Here is a 19,189-nt window from a genome sequence, read left to right as displayed (position 1 = left end):
TGGGGGACGACGGTGGCACGGGCGGCACCACGGGCGGCGGCGCCTCGGCCGCGGGGGACAACGCCCAGGGGGCGGGTGGGGCGAGCCCGTCCGCGTACGCCTCGGACGCCGCCTCCGCCGCCCCCTCCGCCGAGGAGACGCCGGAAAGCGCCCCGTCCACCCCCGCCGCGGCCGCCGCGGCCGACGAGGGCGGGCTCCCCGCGATCACCTCCGGCAAGGCCTTCGGCGAGACCCCCACCCTGGCCGTCGGCCGGGGCACCCCGCCCACCGAGCTGGTCGTCCGCACCCTCCACGCTGGCACCGGCACCCCCGTCGCCAAGGGCGACCACGTGAGCTGCCACTACGTCCTGCAGGCCTGGGACCGCACCGGCGTCCTCGACAGCTCCTTCGCCCGCGGTGAACCCCTCGTCGCCCAGGTCGGCGTCGGCCAGCTCATCGAGGGCTGGGACACCGCCCTGCTGGGCAAGTCGGCCGGCAGCCGGCTGGAGTTCGCCGTCCCGCCCGCCCTCGGCTACGGGCCCCAGGGTCAGGGCGAGATCAAGGGCACGGACGTCCTGGTTTTCGTCGTCGACATCCTGACCGTCAGCTCCACGCCCGGCTGACCCGGCTTCATCACAGAGGTATCGAGTGGACATCGTCGTTTCCGGCCTGCTGGCCGTCGGCCGTGGGATCTTCTGGATCCTCAGCTGGATCAACACCGTCGACGCCGTCAGGGTGTTCGCCGCGGACGTGAAGAAGGTGCTGTCCCCTCCGCGGAAGGAGGACTGAGAGGTGTTCACCGTGCGCGCACGCTACCGGTGGCGGACGTCCCTGCGGACCGCACTGCCCCTCCGCCTGATGTGGATGGCCCCCAAGGGCGGGAAGGACTGCGGAAGCCACGACTGGTACCGCCACGATGAGGTGACGTTCCGCTGTTACCACTGCGCCGTCGGCGTCGTCGTCACCGACGGGTCGTTTCCGGAGGATGGCCGGCCGGATTCTCTGCCCGCGTGAGAAGTCGGCCCCGTCGACCTCTCACGCGGCGGCGTACTCGGGATGGACGCTGGTGTTCTGGCAGGCGGTCAGGAGCCAGCGGTCGTCGGGCTGCTTGGAGACGACGTACAAAGGAGTGCCCTCGCTGGTCTCGGCGGTGGACGTGTAGAGCTGACGGACCTTCACGGCGGCGATGTCGGGGCGGATGAAGAGCGTGTGGACCACCTCGTAGCTGACCTGGCCGTCCCAGTCGTCGGCGGGGAGGACCTGACGGGTGAACTCGGCGATGGCGTCGAGGCCGATGAGGACCTTGCCGCCGCCGGTGGTCCAGATCGCGTCGGGGTGGAAGAGCGACAGGAACTCCTCCGGATCCTTGATCCGCTGGGAGTGCTCGACGGTGGCGACGAGCCGGTGGATCGCTGCGATGTCGGCCTCGTGGGCCGTGGGCTCCGGGTTCATGCGGACCACTCTGGTACGTGAAGTGCGGTTGAGGTCAAGGGCGAGGTGAGGGAGGGAAGCGGTGGAGCCGGTGGGGGAGCCGGATCCGGAGGGGCTGCGGGGGTACGTCGAGCGGTTCTTCGAGGTGTGGACGGATGTCGAGCCGCCCGCGTGGGACGAGGACGTTCCGGAGTACGTGCGCGCGGTCGTGGCGGCCGTCGGAACGGCGCCGCCCCGCCGGCCACGGGTGTGGGCGGCGGGGCGGCGGGGGCCGAGCGCGTTCGGCGGGCTCAGAAGACCGGCTGGCCGGCGCGGACGAGCTTCCAGGACTCGGCGGCGAAGTTGGCCGGGTCGATGACGCCCTTGGCCTTGACCCAGGCGATCATCGCGTTGCGGATCTCGTCGGAGTTGGCCCACACCTTCTGGGCGGCGGCGACGTGCGGGAAGTTGCCGCCGCCGTTGGCACGGTAGTTGTTGACGGCGAGCACGAACTGCTGCGCCGGGTCGACCGGCTTGCCCTCGAAGGAGAGGTTGACGATGCGCGAGCCGGCCGGCTGGGCGATGTCGATGTCGTACGAGACGCCGTACACCGCGTCGTAGTTGTAGTCCGGGGTGTTGCCGGCGTTGGTCAGGGTGGCCTTGTCGACCGGGGCGTCGGGGGCGACCTGGGCGTAGTACCGGGCGGAGAACTCCAGGTAGTCCTTGATCTGGGCGCCCGTCAGGATGCGGGCCTCCAGGGTGTTCTCGTAGATGTAGAGCCCGGCGGCGTCGCGCAGCTTGACCTGGCCGGCGGGGATCCTGGCGCTGCGGTTGAACGGGGCGGCCTGGGCGAGGACCGGCAGCTTGGCGTACTGGCCGCCGGCGAGCGCCTCGCGGACCACGTCGGCCTGGACGCGGCCGATCAGGTCGATGATCGGGGTGTCCTTGAACGGCGCCTCGGCGATCGACAGCTCGACCTTGGCGGTGCCGATGACCTGGTTGACGTACGCGACGACCTTCTTGTGCTGGTCGGTCATCAGGTTGACGATCTCGGGGTCCTCCGGGACGGTGTTGGAGTTCAGCACCCGGGCGGACAGCGAGACGACCTTCCAGGCGCCCTTGTCGAACTCGACCTCGAAGTCGAAGCAGGTCAGGCGCTGGCCCCAGCACAGCGGCTCGGAGAGCACGACGGTCCGGCCGGTCTCCTTGTTCACGACCAGGCGCTGCGGGATCTCCTTGTGGGCGTGGCCCACCAGGATCGCGTCGATGCCCGGGACCTGCTCGGCCACGGCGCCCGAGGCGTTCTCCGCCCAGGGCAGCTGGTCGCCGTAGGAGGTGGCCTCGTCGATGCCGGAGTGCGCGGCGACCACGATGACGTCGGCGCCGGCGGCCTTCATCCTCGGGACCCAGATCCTGGCGGTCTCCACCAGGCCGGGGAAGGTCATCTTGCCGGCGACGTTGGCCTTGTCCCAGATGGCGATGCCGGGGTTGGTCAGGCCGAGGATGCCGACCTTGAGCACCTGGCCGCCGAGCCTGAGCTTGCGGATCACGTACGGCGGGAAGGCGGGGCGCTCGTTGCGGGCGTTGAGCGCGTTGGCGCCGAGCAGCGGGAAGTCCAGCTGCTCCTCGAAGGCGCGCAGGGTGTCGATGCCGTAGTTGAACTCGTGGTTGCCGAGCGCCGCGGCGGTGTACTCCATGGTGTTCATGGCGAGCGCCATCGGGTGCTCGGGCGCGGTGTCCGCCTCGGTGGCGATCGGCTCGACGCGGGCGTAGTAGTACGTCAGCTGGGTGCCCTGGATGGTGTCGCCGGCGTCGATGAGCAGGGTGCGGTCCCAGCCCTTCTCCTCGCGGACCTGCTTGGCCAGGGTGGAGATCTTGGCGAGGCCGACCTCGTTGTGGGCCTTGTCGGCGTAGACGGCGTCGGTGAAGTAGTCCCAGTTCAGCACCCGCCCGTGGAGGTCGGTGGTGCCCATCACGGTGAAGGCCTGGCGCTTGCCCTTGCCCTTGCCCCGGAGGTCGTCGGGACCGGCCGCCGCGGCGGGGGAGGCGGCGGCGAGGGTGGCGCTGCCGGCCAGGGCGGCGCCGGCGGCGGTGGCGGCGGACCGGGCGACGAAGTCACGGCGGTTCAGGGACATGGAAGCGACTCCCGGGTGGGGAAACTACTGCTGGATGGGACGGACCGTCACGTCCGCGAGGGGTGACGCGCGTAGAAGTGTGCCGTGCGTGACGGCGGATTGATAGTCCCCGGAGCTGTCCGGCAGGTGAGATCTTGGCGACTCGTTCATGACCGTGGCGGGTGGGTGACGCGCAGGCCGGCGCGCCCTGGGGAACGCCGACCGCCGCGCCCCTGGGGGAGGGGACGCGGCGGTCGGTTCGGGGGAGGGCCGGAGTCGGCCTATATGTAGCCCTCGCGCAGGGCGTGGGCGACGGCGTGCGCCCGGTTGCGCAGGTGGAGACGGGTGGTCAGACCGTGCAGCACGTTCTTGACGGTCCGTTCGGAGTACGACAGCTTCGCGGCGATCTCACCGGTGTCCCAGCCCTCGGCGACCAGCCGCAGCACGTCGGACTCGCGCTCCGACAGCCCCGGCGGGGTGTACCCGGGCAGGCCCTGGACGCTGCGCTGCAGCCGGCCCATCTGGGTGATCAGCCGCCCCAGCAGGTCGGCCGGCAGATCGCCGTCACCGCGGGCGGCGGCCAGCACCGCCTGGCCCAGCCGGGCCGCGGTCGCCTCCCGCCGCCAGAGGATGGCGGCCACGCCGCACTCCACGGCCTCCAGCAGCTCGGCCTCGCGCATCCGCTCGACCACCAGCACCACCCGCTGCTCGCCGCCGCGCACCAGACGGCGCAGCGCGGCGGTGGCGGTGGCGTCCGCGGTGTCGGCGAGCAGCACCGCGACCGTGCCCGAGGTGCCGGAGGCCGCCGTGTCCACGAGGTCGAGGCCGGGGCACTGGCGCAGCTGGGCCTCGGCGCCGGCCCGGGTGATCGGGTCGGCCGCGTGCACCTGGACGGCGATCCGGGCCTGGGCGGGGCCCTGGCCGTGCGCGCGTCCCGGCGCGGCCGCCCGCTGCCCGGGGGTCGGCCGCTGGGGCGGTACGGTGCGCGCGGCCCGCGGGTGCTGTGCGGCGCCGCCGTGGGGGGCGGCGGAGGAGTGCTGGGCGACACCGTGGGTGGTGGGCGCGTGCGCGGTCGGGGTGTGCGGGGCGCTGCCGTGGGGGGCGACGGCGTGCTGGGTGCCGGCGTGCTGGACGCCGGTGTGTTTGGCGGTGCCGGCGGCGCGCTGCGGGCCGCCGGTGCGCGGCACGCCCGCAGCGCGCGGCGTACCGGCGTGCGGGTCGTACTCGGTGTGCAGGACAGTCAAGCTGGCCCCTCCTGGAAGTCGGGCCCGGCCACTCGGGGCGGCGGGCGTGGCCACGCCGGGGGAACACCGCATGGATGCGACATGCGGCGGGTCAAGGGTTGGGTCAGGATGCGGCGGTGTGCCCCCGGCCTTGACCTCATGCTCCCCAGCGGGCCGCCCTCGCGGCCATCGTGGTCCACCACGAGATCGGCTGCCCGCACCACGACGACGAGTGCCACGCCACCGGGCGCCCGCGCCGGGACGCCGGACCGGAGGGCCGGCGTCCACCCAGGTGAAAGGCCCCGGACGGAACAAAACGGCAATGGACCCGGGGGCGCCGTACGCGTGCGACCCGGCTGCGGCGAGAATCGTGTCTCTAGTCGACACGCTGACGTGGCGTCAAGCCGTTTACCCCGCGTGCCGGCGATGAGTGCCCGTTCGGTCGGCCCGGTCGGGAACCTCGGGGAGGGGACAGCGGATGAACACCGTCAGCGAGCGGGGACGGCAGCCCGGGCGGGCCGCCGACGGCCACCGGCCACGCACCGGCCCCGACCTGCCCGACGCCCCGCCCGCCCTCGCCGAACGCGGACCGCAGCTCGACCGGATCGCCCGCGCCGCCGCCCGCGCCCGCGACGGCCACGGCAGCGTCCTGCTGCTCACCGGCGCGACCGGCACCGGCCGCAGCGCCCTGCTCGCCGAGGCCGCCCGCCGCGAGCACGGCCGCGGCGGCGTCGTGCTGTGGTCCCGCTGCGCCGCCGACGAGAGCGCCAGCGCCTACGCGGCCGCCCGGCAGTTCTTCGAGACCGCCCCGCGCCCGGCCGACCCCGGGACGGGACCCGGGGAATGCGTCCGGGCCGAGGCCGAACTGTGGGACCTGCTCGGCCGGCACACCGCCCGCGGCCCCCTGCTGCTCGCCCTCGACGACGTCCACCTCGCCGACGAACCCTCCCGCCGCTGGCTGCACCGGGTCGCCCGGCGGATCGACCGGCTGCCGCTCCTGCTGCTGGTCACCGAACACCGGCAGCAACGCCTCGACGGCCCCGCCGAACCGGCCCCCGGATTCGGCCGCGGCCTGCCGCCCGCCCTCACCGACACCCACCGCCTCGACCCGCTCACCCCCGGCGCCGCCACCCGGCTGGTCCGGGCCCTGGCCCCCGCCCGCACCACCGCCGCGCTCGCCGCCGACTGCGCCCGGGCCACCGGCGGCAACCCGCTGCTGCTCACCGCCCTCCTCGCCGACCTGCGCGACCACCCGCTGCCACCCGCCACCACCGCGCTGGCCGACGCCCGCGCCCTGCTCCCCGGCGGCGCCTACCCCGACGCCCTCGCCCAGTGGCTGCGCGGCGGCGGCGAACGCGCCCTCGTCACCGCCCGCGCCCTCGCCGAACTCCACGAACATCCGGCCGCCCGCGGACGGGCCGAGGACGGCGCCGGGGAACCGGCCGGCGAACCCCCCGTGGCCGGCCGCTGCCGCCCCGCCCCCATGCTCGGCGAGCTCTGCGGCGCCGACCCCGAACGGATCACCGGCTGGCTCGGCGAGCTCACCGCCCACGGCCTGCTCGCCCCCGGCGCCCCCGGCGACTGGCCCGCCTTCGCCCACCCCCTGCTCGCCGCCGCCGCCCGGGCCGGCCTGCCCCGCCCGCGCCGTACCGAACTCCACCTGGCAGCGGCGGAGTTCATGCACCGTAACGGCGAACCCGACGAACTCGTGGCCGGTCACCTGCTGCTCACCGCCGCCCCCGGACCGCGCTGGGCCGCCGACACCCTGCGCCGCGCCGCCCGCACCGCCGAACATGCCGGCCGCCCCGCCGAAGCCGTCGCCCTCCTGCGCCGCGCCCTCGACGAACCGCTCACCGACCGCCGGCGCGGCCACGTCCTCACCGACCTCGGCGGCCTGGAGGTCACCCTCGGCGACACCGAACGCACCGCCGGCGTACGGCACCTGGCCGAGGCCGTGGACCTCCGGCAGTCCGACGAGGGCGTCTTCCGCGCCGCCAACACCCTCTGCTCGGTGCTGGCCACCCGCGGCGACACCCCCGCCGCCCTGGAGGTGATGGAGGAACTCGCCGAACGCTTCGCCGACCGCGAGGAGTTGGTGCACGCGGTGCAGGCCGCCGCCGCGCTGATCGCCTCCCACGACGGCCACAGCTGGCTCCAGGTCGTCGAAGGACTCCGACGCATAGCCGCCCGCACCCCGCACCGCCTCGCCCCGGCCGCCTACGCGCTGCTCACCGAGTTCGACTCCACCAACGGCGTCCTGTCCGCCGCCGAAGTCGCCACCCGCGTCGACGAGTTGGTCGAGGCCGACATCGACCCGCTGTCCCGCGGCTACGTCCTCGTCTCGGCCGCCACCCTCGCCCAGTGGGCCGACCGGCTGCCCGAGGCCGACCGCCTGGTCGAACTCGGCCTCGCCGCCCACCGCGGCCCCAGCCTCGAACCCGGCTACCAGTGCCTGCTCAGCGTGCGCGCCGAGACCCACATCATGCGCGGCGGGTACCAGGCCCTCCTCGACGAACTCCACCTCACCGAACCCGCCCCGCCCGACCCCCGCGGAGCCGCCGCCGGCCGTGGCGCCGACCGCATCTGGTGGTACGGCGTCCCGGCCGACGCCGCCCCCGCCCGCGCCCGCTACGCCGGACTCCTCGGCCAGCAGAACGCCCACCTGGTCGCCCAGGCCGTCATCGCGCTCACCGAGACCGGCCGGCTCTGGCAGGCCCACGGCCTCGCCCGCACCGCCGCCGCCGACCGCTCACCCGGCTCCTGGGAGTGGAACGAGTACCTGTACGCCCGCGGCCTGCTCCACCTGGCCAGCGGCGAACCCGCCGACGCCCTCGCCGACCTCGTCGAATGCGGACGCCGCCAGGGTGAACGGCAGGTCTGGAGCCCCATCGTCACCCCCTGGCGCAGCGCCGCCGCCGACTGCCACCTCCTGCTCGGCGAACCCGGCCCCGCCGTCGCCCTCGCCGAGGAGGAACTGCGGCTCGCCCGGACCTGGGGCACCCCGCGCGCCGTCGGCCGCGCCCTGCGCGCCCTCGGCGCGGCCACCGGTGGCCGGCACGGGCTGGACACCGCCGCCGAAGCGGTCGAACTGCTGCGCGGCGCCGGGATCGACACCGAACTCATCCCCGCCCTGATCACCTACGGGCGGCTGCTCGGGGACAGCGGTCGCCGCGGCGCCGCCCGGCAGGCCCTGCGGGAGGCCGCCGCCCGCGCCGAACGGCTCGGCGCCCTGCGGCTGCGGGCCATCGCCGTGGAGTCCCTGCGGGCCACCGGGGCCCGCGCCACCAAGGGCGAGCACACCGGCACCGAGGCGCTGACCGACAGCGAGCTGCGGATCTGCCGGCTCGCCGCGGCGGGCCACTCCAACGGGGAGATCGCGGGCATGCTGCACCTGGCGGTCCGTACGGTGGAGACGCACCTGACCAACAGCTTCCGGAAGTTGGGGGTGCGGCGGCGGGTGGAGCTGGGGGGTGTGCTGGAGGGGTAGGGGCGGGGTTGGTGGGGCGGTGGGGTGGTGCCCTCCGGGGCCCTGCGGGGCGGGGGGCGGGGTGGGGTGCCCTGCGGGGCCGGGTGCGGGTGCGGCGGGGGTGCGGCCATGTGGGCCGCTGCCCGTACGGGCAGGCGGGTGTGCCCCCGGGCGGGCACCGGAGGGCGGTGACGGGGGCGGGGGGCGGCCGTAGGGTCACGGCGGTGAGTATCTGGACTGCACTGGAACCCGCGTCCGCCCCGGTGGAGCCGGGCGGTGCCACCACGGTCACCCTGCGGGTGCGCAACACCGGCGATGTCGTCGAGGAGTACCGGATCACCCCGCTGGGCGAGCCCGCGCAGTGGGTGAGCGTCGAGCCCGCGACGCTCACCCAGTACCCCGGGACCACCGGTACCGTCGAGCTGACCTTCGCCCCGCCGCGGACGCCGGACGCGACCGCCGGGCCGCAGCCGTTCGCGGTGCAGGTGACCCCGTCCGAGCAGCGCGAGGCCGTCACCGTGGTGGAGGGGGTGCTGCTGGTCGCGCCGTTCACCGAGCTGCGGGCCGAGCTGGTGCCGCCGACCAGCCGGGGCCGGTTCCGCGGCCGGATGCGGTACGCGGTGGACAACCTGGGCAACACGCCGGTCACCGCGGTGCTGTCCGGCCAGGACACCGGCGACCAGTACGACGTGGAGCCGTACCCGTCCTCGGTGCGGATCGAGCCGGGCCGGGCGGTCTTCGGCCGGGTGACGGTCAAACCGAGGCAGGTGCGCTGGAGCGGCGGCAAGGAGACCGTTCCGGTGACCGTCTCGGTGCGGCGCCAGGGCGCCGAGCCGCTGGACCTGGAGGCGAGCCACCTCAGCCGGGCGGTGCTGCCGGGCTGGGCGCCGGCCGTCCTCGGGCTGGTGGCGGCGCTGACGGTCGGCGCGATCGCGCTGTGGCTGACGGCGAGCCCCTCGGTGGCGAGCCGGGCCAAGCCGCTGGCGGCGGGCAGCGCCTCGATGGCCGCCGCGGCCGCCACCATCGCGCCGCCCCCGCTGGCCCCGGCGCCGAGCGAGCCGCCGCCGGGCGCCCCGCCGGCCGAGCAGCCCGCCGTGCCCGGGGAGCAGCCGAACACCGGCGGTGGCGGGTCGGGTGGTTCGGGCGGTGGCGGGGGCTCCGGCGGGTCCGGGGGCGGCGGTTCGTCCTCCGGCGGTGGTGGCGGTGGTGGCGGCGGGGGTGCCCAGCCTCCGGCCCCGGCGCCGGGTCCCGCCCAGCCCGGCGCGCCCGCACCGGCGCCGCGGCAGGGTCTGCTGCCGATCCGGGCGGGCGACAGCAACGTGTTCGTGGCCTTCGCGCAGGAGCGGCTCAAGCGGCTGCCCGACGGCAACGACTGCCGCCTCGGCAAGCCGGTGACGTACGGGCTGATGGACGCCAACACGGTGGAGGCGGTGAAGTGCTTCCAGCGGGCCACCGACCGCCACAACCGCGTCCCGGCCGGCAATCTGCTGCCCAGCGACAAGGAGGGCAACCTGGGCCGGGCCACCATGGCCGCGCTGTGGATGTACGAGGTGATCGGTGACGCCAGCCGGGTCGGCGAGGGGAAGAACACCTGGGACCAGTTCAGTCTGCGGGCCGCGGTGCGCTGGGCCGGACAGGTCGAGGTGAACGCCGACGACCTGTCCTACGACGAGCGGTACGCCCGGGAGGCGCTGAACGCCTGGTCGAAGCGGACCGCCATGCCGACCGCCGCCTGGGACGCCAAGCTCGCCGACCAGGTGCGCAAGTACCAGACCGAGCAGCCCAAGGCGGGCGGTTCGATGTCGGTCGCGCTGAACGCGCTGATCTCCGGCTGGGTGAAGAGCCCCGACAACCCGGGCACGGTCCTGGCCGCCGCCTGGCCCCGGCCGTAGCTCCGGCCGTAGCTCCGGACACGTGAACGACGGTGCCCCGCGGACGAGTTCCGCGGGGCACCGTCGTGTCGGGGTGGGCTCGGGCCGGCTCAGGTCAGGTCACGTCGGCCCGGTTCACGCGAAGAGCTCCACCCGGTACGCGACATGGGCCGGCCGGTGCTCCGCGACCAGCGTCTCCACCCGGCGCAGCAGCTCCTCGGCGGTGCCCTCCCCGGCCCTCGGCGGGGCCACCCGGACGAGGAGGAACTGCCGCGGCCCGCCCGGGAGCGCGCCGCCCGGGGTGGCCGACCAGGCGGCCCCGCCGTTGTCGCTCACCTCGGCGCGCACGCCCAGCAGCCGCAGCTGCGCGGTGAGCCCCGCCGGGGTGCCGCGCAGCCGGTGCACCCGGACCGCCTCGGCGACGGCCTCCCGCCGCAGCCGGGGCGGCAGTTCGGCCAGTCCGTCGGCGCCGACCCAGCCGGCCAGCCAGTCCACGAAGTCGTCCGGCGCCAACCACGGCCGCCAGTAGGCGTCCAGGCAGTCCAGCACGGCGAAGACCGGTGCCAGCACGTCGTCGAAGGCGGCCACGAAGCGGCCGCCGAGGTCGCCCTCCGCGTACACCTCGGGCAGCCGGCCGGCGAAGGGCTCCGGGGTGGCCAGCCCGTCGACGGCGAAGCGCCGGGTGACGGCACGCCCGGCTCCCGGCTTCACCGCTCCGGTGCTCACAGCTCCTCCACCCGGACCTGGTGGCGGTAGGAGAACACCAGCGCGTTGCGCTCCAGGTCCACCCGGTCGCCGGGGGCCCCGCGCTCACCGGTCAGCGGGTTCGCCGGGAACAGCTGGACGTCGTCGACCAGTTCGACCCCGGGCAGCCGCTGCAGCACCGCGTACGCCTCCCCGGCCTGCACCGGGCGGCCGAACGGCCAGCCCCGGCCGTCCGCCCCGCCGGTCAGCGGGTCGAGGTAGCGGTACAGGGCGTCCAGGGCCCGTTCGCGCACCTGGCCGACGGCCGTACCGCGCCGGGCCATCAGCCGGGCGACCACCGTGACGCCCTGGTAGTAGGGCGGTTCCACCACCAGCCGGGCGCCGATCGGGCGGCGTTCGTCGAGGTGGGCGGCGATGGTGGCGAGCATCGCGTCCGGCGGCACCAACTGCTCGAAGCGCAGCCGTCCGTCCTCGTCCGGCACGGCCGCGGGCACCACCAGCACCCGCACCCCGCCCTCCTCGGCGCCGGCGCCGGCCGCCAGCGCCCGGATCCGGGCCGCCGAGGGCGCCGCCCGGCGGGCCAGCAGCTCGTAGTCGGCGGCGGTCACCGCCCGTTCCTGGGTGCGCAGTTGGAGCGGTCCGCGGGCCATCGCCGAGGTCACGTCCTCGCCGTCCACACCGCCGGAGGCCGCCTCCCGGTTCTCCACCCGGGACAGGTACGGCACCGAGCTGCGCAGCACCGACAGGGCACCGCGCGCCACGTTCCCGCGCCGCCCGCCGCCGGTGCGGTAGCGCACCACCCGGATCCGGGCGCCCTTGGGCGGCACCGCCCCGTACTGGCGCAGCGTGCCGTCCGGCTCCCGCACGGCGGGCCCGAAGACCAGTTCGCCGTTGCTCCGGTCGACCGTGAAGCGGCGGTCCGACGGGTCGCAGTCGGCGAAGGACTCGGTCTCCTGCCACAGCTCCCAGCCGTCCTCGGTGGCGACCTCCACGGCGAGCGGGCCGTCCCCGCCGAGCACCGGCGGGTGCGCGACGGCGAACCGCTGGCCCGGCGTGCCCCGCGACTCGCCGAGCTGCTCGCCCTCCACCGTACGGGCGTTGAGGGCGGCCGTGGTGCCGCCGACGGTGGCCGCGGTGATCCCGCGCACGGTCGGCGAGGCCGCGTAGAACGGCTGGCCGGGCCGGGCCTCGACGGCGCGGCAGCGCAGCCAGCCGGCCCGGTGGCCGGAGACCGTGGCCAGCGCGTGGCCGCCGGGGACGTGCAGCACCACCTCGCCGGGCCGGTTGAGCCCGCCGGTGCTGTCGCTGTCCACCTCGCAGGGCAGCCAGTCGTCGCCGTCGAAGGCCTCCCACACCAGCGGGGGCTGCCGGGGGTCCACGCCGACGCCCTCCACCCGGCTGTCCAGCCGCAGCAGCACCGCGCAGTGCGGGACGGCGGAGGTGAGGCCGACCAGGAAGCGGTCCCCGGCGCGCGGGCTCTCGGCGAAGCAGCGCACGTCCCGCCCGGCCCGCAGCTCCTCGGTCGCGTCGGCCGGGCGGCCGTCCTCCTCGCCGGTCAGCAGCAGGGTGAACTCGCAGGGGTTGATGGCGAGTTCACCGGTGGTGGCGAAGACGATCCGGTCCTCGTGGCCGGTGCCGACGGTGGCGACCTCGGTGCCCGGTGCCAGCCGCAGCTGCCGCGGCTGGGGCGCGGACAGCCAGAAGGTGACCTCCGCGCGGGCCGCGGCCGCCGGGAACAGCCGCACGCCGACCAGGTCCAGGAAGGCCAGGTAGCTCTTCTCCGGCACCCGGTTGAGCCGGTACAGCAACTGGTCGGTCATGTGGGCGAAGGCCTCGACCAGGGTCACGCCCGGGTCGGAGACGTTGTGGTCGGACCACTCCGGGCAGCGCTGCTGGATGAACCGCTTGGCCTCGTCCACCAGGTGCTGGAAGCGGCGGTCGTCGAGATTGGGGGAGGGCAGGGCCATCAGCGGTGACTCTCCTGGACGGGCGCGCCGGCGGCGGCCGCGGGCGCGGCCGGCTCCCCGTGCGCCGGGATGACGTAGAAGGGGAAGACCAGGCTGCGCGGGTTGTTGGTGCCGCGCACGGTGTAGCGGACGTCGATGTAGAGGGTGCCGGTGTCCGCGCCGTCGAGCGAGACCTCCACCCCGTCCACCTCGATCCTCGGCTCCCAGCGGTCCAGCGCCCGTCGCACCTCGTAGCCGATCCGCCCGGCGGTGTCGGCGTCGGCCGTCGCGAAGGCGTACGCGTGGATGCCGCAGCCGAACTCCGGGCGCATCGGCCGCTCGCCCGGCGCGGTGCCGAGCACCAGCCGGATCGACTCGGTGATCTCCCGGTCCCGGTCGACCAGGGCGATCGCACCGGTGGCGTCGAACCGCAGCGGGAACGCCCAGCCCGCGCCGACGAACTGCTCGGGCACCTCAACGCCCCCCGATGAACACGTTCGGCGCCCCGCCGTTGATCGAGGCCTGGCAGGTCAGCCGGTCACCCCGGCGGGCCGCCGGGTACCCGCCGATCAGCACCCGGCCGGTGACCGGCGGCGGGACCTGCGGCAGCACCAGGTTGGCCAGGGTGAGCGTCAGCGGCAGGTGCGGGGTGCAGGCGTGCAGGGTGCCGACCACGGCGGCCGGCTGCCCGCCGATCCGCACCGAGGTGATCCCCAGCAGCGGCCCCGGGTCCAGCGGCAGCGGCGGCAGCGCGACGGCCCCGGGCGGGCCCAGGGCGCCGGTCGGCAGCCCGGGGAGCACCGGGGTGTAGGTGTGGCTGGTGGTGTCGCCCACCCGGGCGGCCTGCGGCATCGGTTCCCTTTCGCTGCCGGACGGTCCGCCGCGGTCCTCGCGGCCGTGGTCGGTCCGTACGTGTGCCTGTGCCTGCGCCTGCGCCTGTACCCGGCCCGCCCTCGGCGGACCGGCGTCTCAGTTGAGGTTGATGGTGGTCGCCCGGACGGTCACGTCGGTGGTGCCCCGGATCGAGACGCTCCGGCCCGAGAGCTTCAACTCGCCCGCGCCGGCGTCCAGTTCGACCCCGTCGCCGTGCACGGTCACCCGCCCCGCGGAGCGGATGTCCACCGTGCCGTCGCTGGAGATCGTCACCGCCGTGCGCTGCCGGTCCAGGTGGAGGACCAGCTTGTCGTCGGCGGTCCGCAGCCGCACCCCGCGCTCCTGGACGGCACTGTCCAGCAGCTCGATCCGGTCCCCGGCCCGCGACGCCACCGAGCGGCGGTTCACCCGCCCGTAGCCGTCGGTGAGCGCCGAGCGTTCCGGCGAGGGCCGGTCCCGTCCGTTGTACAGCCCGCCGATCACGTACGGCCGGTCCAGCAGCCCCTGCTCGAAGCCCACCAGCACCTCGTCCCCGACGTCCGGGCAGACCACCCCGCCGCCGCCCACCCCGCCCCACTGCACGGTCCGGCACCAGTCGCTCACATACGCCTCGCCGCCGGGCGCGCCGTCCGACAGCCACGGGAAGCCCAGCCGCACCCAGCCCTGCTCCTCCTGCCCGCCGTACCCGTCCCGGGGCAGCCCGCCGGCGCGCATCACGTCCACCACCACACCGGTCGCCACCGACGGCACCCGCGGCGAGCGGGCCGCCGCCGAGGCACCCGAGGCCAGCCCGAACAGCCCCCGGTCCTGGCGGCCGCTGACCGTCAACCGGGTCTCGTACCCGAGGCCGTGGTCCACGTGCACCGCCGAGGTCACCGTGTACTTGCCGTCGAACGGCGTGCCCGCGCCGCTCACCGCCACCGGCGAACCCACCCGCAGCCGGGGCTCGCCGCGCACCGTGATCTCCAACTCGCCCAGCGCCGCCGCCTGGTCGGCCGCCAGCGCCGCCGACACCGCCACCGCCTCCGCGTCCGTCCGGTACGGCACGTCCGCCACCAGCAGCGTGGCCGGCGGGAACGCGGCGAGCGCCTCGGCCGGCGTACTGCCGAACCGCAGCTCCGTACTGGGTGCCACCGCCACCACCGACTCCACCGGCCGCTTGGCCGCGACGTCCCAGCCGCGCACCTCCACCCGGTTCACCTGCCCCACCGAGGACACCGCCGCCCGCACCGCCAGCACGTTCGCGCCCAACTCCAGGACGAACGGGCTCTGTTCGGCCCGCGTGCCCGGCCCGGGCGCGGCCGCCGCCGGCACCGGGTCGCGGAAGTGCAGCAGCCCGTCCAGCATCACCAGCTCCCGGCCGTTCTCCAGCGCCAGCGTGCGCAGGAACTCCCAGTCCGAGACGTTCGGCTGGGTCAGGTACTCGTACGTCGTCGCCGTCGCGTCCACCTGCCCCAGCCGCACCCCGGCCGCCTGCGCCAGCTCCCGCACCACCTCGGAGGCCCGGCGGTCCCGGAAACCCCGTACCCGGCGGCCGCGCTGCAGCCGGTGCGAGAGGTCCAGCGCGCGGACCGTCGTCCAGCTGCCGTCCCCGTCGAACTCGGCCTCCAGCGCGATCACCTCACCCGTGAACAACGGCAGCAACGCACCGCCCTCCCCGCGCGCCCGCACCGTGAACGGCCGGCCGATGGTGATCCCGCTCTGCTCCAGCAGCCGCCGGTACGGATCGAGGACCCGCACCACCGCGGAGGCCGGCAGCCCCCCGCTCTCCTGCACGTGCACCTCCTTCGGCTGCTCGGCCCACGGCGGCGGCAGCGGGCCCGGGCAGCCGAGCACGAAGGTGTTGGTGTTGTTCCCCGTCGACATGGCGCCCGCTACCTCGTCCCAGCCCCGGCCGCCGCCCGCAGCTCCTCCGCCGCCGGCACCAGCAGTTCGACCCCCGGCCGCAGCCGCATCGGGTCCTCGATCCCGTTCGCCTCCGCGATCACCCGCCAGGCCGTCGCGTCCCCGTACTCCCGGTACGCCAGCGACTCCAGGCTGTCCCCCGCCACCAGGCGGTGCACCCGGCGGGCGTTCAGCGCCCCCGAGGTCGGGTTCTGGCCGGGCGTCGGCTCGCCCGACTCCGTCAGCTGCACCTGACAGCTCGCCCGCAGCGGCCGCCCGCTCGGATCGAACAGCGTGTACGTCGCGTTGACGCTCCCCAGGTAGCCGAAGAACCGCACGCTGGAGAACGACCCCCAGGTGAACACCACCCGCGGCGGACTCGGTGCCTTCGCCGCGATGCTCGCCGCCGTCGGCGCGCACCAGCCCAACAGCGTCTCCACCGCCGTCGCCACCCCGTCGTCGTGCGTCGCCGTCGCGTCCAGGAACAACTCCACACTCAGCCGCCGCGGTTGGGCGCCGATGAACTCCGGAACCCCGGTCTCCTCCCCGCCGCGCACCAGGTTCTGCCGCCACTGCGCGCCCTTGGACAGCGCCAGCGTGTGCGGGTTGAACTGGAACCGCAGCTCGGGCCCGATCCGCCCGCCCGGCTGCGCACCCGGTCGGGGCGGCGGCTCGTAGGCGGTCAGGGTGGCCTTGGCGGGGCTGGTGGGCATGGGGTTCGCGCTCTCTCCGTGAGGGGGGTCGGCGGGGTGGTGGGATCGGCGGGGTGGCTGGGTCGGGGGGGCGGACCTTGTCAGAGGAAGCCGTGGTGGGCGAGTTCGATGCTCTCGGTGGCCACCTCCGAGCGGTTCGGGTCGAACGACGGGCCCGTCCAGCGGACCACCACCACCTCGCGCAGCGCCCACGTCGCCAGCACCGGCCCGTTCGCCAACGCCGGTGTCAGCGCGGTGATCTGGGCCGTACCCCGGGTCACCCTGGTCGGCAGCGTCGCCAGGAACCGGGCCACCTTCGCGGTGTCGGAGGTCAGCCCGCGCGACAGCGTGACGTTCGGGTACGTGATGCGGGTCGGCAGCTGCCAGACGAAGTCGTTGTTACCGCCCTCCCGGCGCTGCTCGACCTCCACGTGCGCGCCGAGGCCGCTGCAGGTGGAGAAGCCGCCCAGGTCGATCCCGCTGATCTGCAGCTGGAAGTGGACGGTCGTACCGGGGTAGGGGACGGTCACGGGCGGGCTCTCTCGGTCGGGGGTGTCGTGGTCGGGGTCGTTGTGGACGGGGCCGGGGTCATCGCGAGACGTCCAGGTTGCGGCCGGCGCGCTCGCGTCCGAGCCGCAGCTCGGCCCGCAGCACCCGGCCGATCGGCTCGGCGAGCCGGCGGGCCAACTCGTCGAGGTGACGGCGGTCGAGGCTCCGCAGGAGACGCTCGGGGATGTCGTCGGGGGCGGTCCCGGCGGCGGGCGCCGGAGCCTGCTCGGCCGCGGTGGCGGTCGCGCCCGGCCGGTCGTAGGGGGACGGGGGCCCGGCGTGCGCGCCCAGGTCCACCGTGGTCCCGGCCGGGGTGGGGCTCGGGGCGGGGGTGGCGTCGCGCTGCACGGTCGGCGGGGTCGGCAGGGTCGAGGTGGTCGCCGGGGCCGGCGGGAGTGGCGGGCCGAAGGGCTCGGGACCGCCGAGGTCCGACCCGGTGGCGGCAGCGGTGGGGCCGGAGCCGCGCCGCAGCACGGGCAGGGCCGGTGGCGGCGACGGGAGGGCACCGCCGGGCGCGGCGGAGCTGCGCTGCAGGACGGGCGGCACCGGCGCGGCCGGGCGCACGGGCGCGAAGCGCACCGGGACGGGCGGGGCAGCAGGCATCACGGCGCTCGCCCGGGCCGTGGGCGGCGGCACGGGCCGGGCGAGCGCGCCGACGGCCGGCGCCACGGCCGTCCGTACGCGCTGGACGGTGGGAACGCCCACGGGCGCCGGCGGGCCGGCCGGGGGCTCGATACGGACGCGTTGGACGGCGGGCGTGGGTGCGGGTGCGGTCGCGGTCGCGGTCGCGGCTGTGGGTGCGGCTGCGGCCCGGGGAGCGGTGACGGGCTGCGGGACGGGCGGGCTCGTCGGCTCGACGCTCGTGCGGCCCGGCGCCACGGTGACCGGCGTGGGCGCCGTGCCGTGCCGCGCGGTGCCGGGCGCGGGCCGGACCACCGGGGCGGCCGCTTCCCCGGCACGGGCGCGCTGGACGGCGGCCGGAGCAGCCGGACCGGACGGGACACCGGCCGCCTGTGCCGGCGCCTGCGCGTGCGTACGGGCGCGGTGAGGGAGGGGCGGCGTCCCGGCGGGGGCCGGGGGAGCGGCCTGGGTGGCCTGGGCGGACTGGGCGGACTGGGCGGTCTCCACGGCGGGCGTACGGGCACGCTGGACGGCGGCGCCCGGGGCTGCGGCACGGGTGGGCCGGGCGACGGGTGAGGGGGTTCCGCCGGGCTTCGCAACGGCGTCCGGCTCCGCGGCGGGCGCCACATGGGCGGCGCGCCGGACCACGGGCGCGTCGGAGCGGCCGGGCGTCGGTTCGGCGGCGTGCGGTTCAGCGGTGTGGGCTCGCTGCACGGCGGGCACGGCGGGCACGGCGGACCGCGGCGCGGCGGCATCCGGCCCGTCGGTGCGCGTGGCGGCCCGCTGGACGGCCGGGAGCGCCGCTTCGGTACGGCCGGCGGCCGCCGTGGCCGGGTGGCTCGGCACGTCGGCGGTCGCCGCCCGTGGGACGGGCGGTGCCGGGAGTGCCGGCGCTGCGGATGGGAAACCGGCGACCACGCATCCCAACCCGCGCCCACTCGTTGAGCACACCGAGCGTCCCGACCAGGGCGCGCGGTCATGCCCTGCCCCACACCGCCCGGCACGTACATCCCCACGGCGCCCGGACGCTGGCACGGCATCGACGCCCGGGGCGGCCGGCCGTACATGCTGGCCGCCCCGGCCCGCGGCCCCGCACACACCGAAGGCCGTCACCCCGCGGGCGCAGGACAGCGGCCTTCTGTGCTGCTCAGAATCCGGGGTACTGGGGACCGTCGGGGGCGATGAACCGGGCGCCCATGTTGTCGTTCGGGTTGAGGTGGACCAGCGCGGTGAGCCACGGCGCGGCCGCCTTCGGGTCGCGGCGACGCAGCAGGTCGGCGTAGCAGTAGAGGATGCGGGGGCGGGCCGGTTGTCCAGCTCGCCGTATAGCAGGAGGTCGCGGAACGGCCAGGGCAGGGACTGCTGGAGGACGCCCACCCCCGCGCGGGCCCACTCCAGCACGAGGTCCAGGTCGCCGGGCACCTCGTCGTCCTGGTCCTCGTCCTCGAAGCCGTCCTCGTCGCCCTGGTGGAGGCCGGCCACCTCGTAGGTGATGGTGGCGTAGGCGTCCAGGTCCCGCGGGTGCAGCCGGCGGGTCGCCGATTGTCACGGCTTTCTCGCACGCCGCGTCGTACTCGGGGCTGCTCTTCTCGTCCGGAGTCCGCACCGGCTCAGGGCTACCGGACCCACCCAGCGGCCGTCAGAACGGCCACCCTGCTGCCTGATGCACGGCGGGTGACCGCGCCCTTGTACCGCTGCTCTTCAGGAAGGGGTGGCGCTCTGGGCGAGGTTCTGTTCCAGGCGTTCGAGGATGTGCAGGGCCTCGGTGCACTCGTCGGCGGTCAGGCCCGCGGTGACGAGGTCCTCGAGCCGGCTCCAGCTCTGCTCGACCTCGCGGCGCAGGGCGTGGCTGGCGG

Annotated in this window: 16 protein-coding genes; 5 read left to right on the top strand and 11 right to left on the bottom strand. The window is 75.7% G+C overall.

Features of this window, described 5'->3' with window-relative positions:
* The 3 genes from ACWEQL_RS32345 to ACWEQL_RS32335 all read left to right on the top strand — a co-directional run.
* On the top strand, positions 1-602 hold a 602-nt coding region (locus tag ACWEQL_RS32345; protein WP_452153922.1), incomplete at its 5' end, for an FKBP-type peptidyl-prolyl cis-trans isomerase.
* A gap of 25 nt (positions 603-627) precedes the next feature.
* Positions 628-768, top strand: a complete 141-nt coding sequence (locus ACWEQL_RS32340) for a hypothetical protein (protein ID WP_452153921.1) — start codon at positions 628-630, stop codon at positions 766-768.
* A 3-nt stretch (positions 769-771) separates the two neighbouring features.
* Positions 772-993: a hypothetical protein gene (locus ACWEQL_RS32335; RefSeq protein WP_452153920.1), complete on the top strand. Its 222-nt coding sequence runs from the start codon at positions 772-774 to the stop codon at positions 991-993.
* A gap of 21 nt (positions 994-1,014) precedes the next feature.
* Here ACWEQL_RS32335 and ACWEQL_RS32330 read toward each other — a convergent pair whose 3' ends face one another.
* From ACWEQL_RS32330 to ACWEQL_RS32320, 3 genes are all read right to left on the bottom strand, one after another.
* Positions 1,015-1,431, bottom strand: coding sequence for an SgcJ/EcaC family oxidoreductase (locus ACWEQL_RS32330; RefSeq protein WP_452153919.1), 417 nt, complete (start codon positions 1,429-1,431; stop codon positions 1,015-1,017).
* Between the two features lie 269 nt (positions 1,432-1,700).
* Positions 1,701-3,524, bottom strand: a complete 1,824-nt coding sequence (locus tag ACWEQL_RS32325) for a bifunctional metallophosphatase/5'-nucleotidase (RefSeq protein WP_452153918.1) — start codon at positions 3,522-3,524, stop codon at positions 1,701-1,703.
* A gap of 260 nt (positions 3,525-3,784) precedes the next feature.
* Positions 3,785-4,402, bottom strand: coding sequence for a helix-turn-helix transcriptional regulator (locus tag ACWEQL_RS32320; protein ID WP_452153923.1), 618 nt, complete (start codon positions 4,400-4,402; stop codon positions 3,785-3,787).
* A gap of 802 nt (positions 4,403-5,204) precedes the next feature.
* Between ACWEQL_RS32320 and ACWEQL_RS32315 the strand changes: the two genes are divergently transcribed.
* Positions 5,205-8,213, top strand: coding sequence for an AAA family ATPase (locus ACWEQL_RS32315; RefSeq protein WP_452153917.1), 3,009 nt, complete (start codon positions 5,205-5,207; stop codon positions 8,211-8,213).
* A gap of 203 nt (positions 8,214-8,416) precedes the next feature.
* A complete protein-coding gene (locus tag ACWEQL_RS32310) occupies positions 8,417-10,084 on the top strand; it encodes a COG1470 family protein (protein WP_452153916.1) in 1,668 nt (555 codons plus the stop codon).
* Positions 10,085-10,198: 114 nt separating this feature from the next.
* Here ACWEQL_RS32310 and ACWEQL_RS32305 read toward each other — a convergent pair whose 3' ends face one another.
* From ACWEQL_RS32305 to ACWEQL_RS32270, 8 genes are all read right to left on the bottom strand, one after another.
* Positions 10,199-10,789, bottom strand: coding sequence for a phage tail protein (locus tag ACWEQL_RS32305; protein ID WP_452153915.1), 591 nt, complete (start codon positions 10,787-10,789; stop codon positions 10,199-10,201).
* Positions 10,786-12,735, bottom strand: a complete 1,950-nt coding sequence (locus ACWEQL_RS32300) for a putative baseplate assembly protein (protein ID WP_452153914.1) — start codon at positions 12,733-12,735, stop codon at positions 10,786-10,788. Before ACWEQL_RS32300 ends, ACWEQL_RS32305 begins: the two co-directional genes overlap by 4 nt.
* On the bottom strand, positions 12,735-13,187 hold the full coding sequence (locus tag ACWEQL_RS32295) for a GPW/gp25 family protein (RefSeq protein ID WP_452153913.1): 453 nt from the start codon (positions 13,185-13,187) through the stop codon (positions 12,735-12,737). The genes ACWEQL_RS32300 and ACWEQL_RS32295 overlap by 1 nt, the downstream gene beginning before the upstream one ends.
* Before the next feature lies 1 nt (position 13,188).
* Positions 13,189-13,566 carry a PAAR domain-containing protein gene (locus tag ACWEQL_RS32290; protein WP_452153912.1) on the bottom strand — a complete coding sequence of 126 codons (378 nt, stop codon included), beginning with the start codon at positions 13,564-13,566 and terminating at the stop codon, positions 13,189-13,191.
* Between the two features lie 117 nt (positions 13,567-13,683).
* Positions 13,684-15,453, bottom strand: coding sequence for a VgrG-related protein (locus ACWEQL_RS32285; protein WP_452153911.1), 1,770 nt, complete (start codon positions 15,451-15,453; stop codon positions 13,684-13,686).
* A gap of 8 nt (positions 15,454-15,461) precedes the next feature.
* On the bottom strand, positions 15,462-16,184 hold the full coding sequence (locus ACWEQL_RS32280; protein ID WP_452153910.1) for a CIS tube protein: 723 nt from the start codon (positions 16,182-16,184) through the stop codon (positions 15,462-15,464).
* An 80-nt stretch (positions 16,185-16,264) separates the two neighbouring features.
* Positions 16,265-16,693, bottom strand: coding sequence for a phage tail protein (locus ACWEQL_RS32275; RefSeq protein WP_452153909.1), 429 nt, complete (start codon positions 16,691-16,693; stop codon positions 16,265-16,267).
* A 58-nt stretch (positions 16,694-16,751) separates the two neighbouring features.
* Complete coding sequence (locus ACWEQL_RS32270; protein WP_452153908.1) at positions 16,752-18,179, bottom strand: hypothetical protein; 1,428 nt, start codon at positions 18,177-18,179, stop codon at positions 16,752-16,754.
* Positions 18,180-19,189: the final 1,010 nt, after the last annotated feature.

This window comes from Kitasatospora sp. NPDC004240, assembly GCF_053603215.1.
Note: the sequence above shows the minus strand (reverse complement) of the source record. Positions and strands in the feature narration are given on the sequence as shown.

Bases quoted from the DNA above. Each gene is read 5' to 3' on its own strand.
- ACWEQL_RS32330 (WP_452153919.1), bottom strand. From the start codon at position 1,431: ATGAACCCGGAGCCCACGGCCCACGAGGCCGACATCGCAGCGATCCAC.
- ACWEQL_RS32325 (WP_452153918.1), bottom strand. From the start codon at position 3,524: ATGTCCCTGAACCGCCGTGACTTCGTCGCCCGGTCCGCCGCCACCGCC.
- ACWEQL_RS32315 (WP_452153917.1), top strand. From the start codon at position 5,205: ATGAACACCGTCAGCGAGCGGGGACGGCAGCCCGGGCGGGCCGCCGAC.
- ACWEQL_RS32300 (WP_452153914.1), bottom strand. From the start codon at position 12,735: ATGGCCCTGCCCTCCCCCAATCTCGACGACCGCCGCTTCCAGCACCTG.
- ACWEQL_RS32290 (WP_452153912.1), bottom strand. From the start codon at position 13,566: ATGCCGCAGGCCGCCCGGGTGGGCGACACCACCAGCCACACCTACACC.
- ACWEQL_RS32285 (WP_452153911.1), bottom strand. From the start codon at position 15,453: ATGTCGACGGGGAACAACACCAACACCTTCGTGCTCGGCTGCCCGGGC.
- ACWEQL_RS32280 (WP_452153910.1), bottom strand. From the start codon at position 16,184: ATGCCCACCAGCCCCGCCAAGGCCACCCTGACCGCCTACGAGCCGCCG.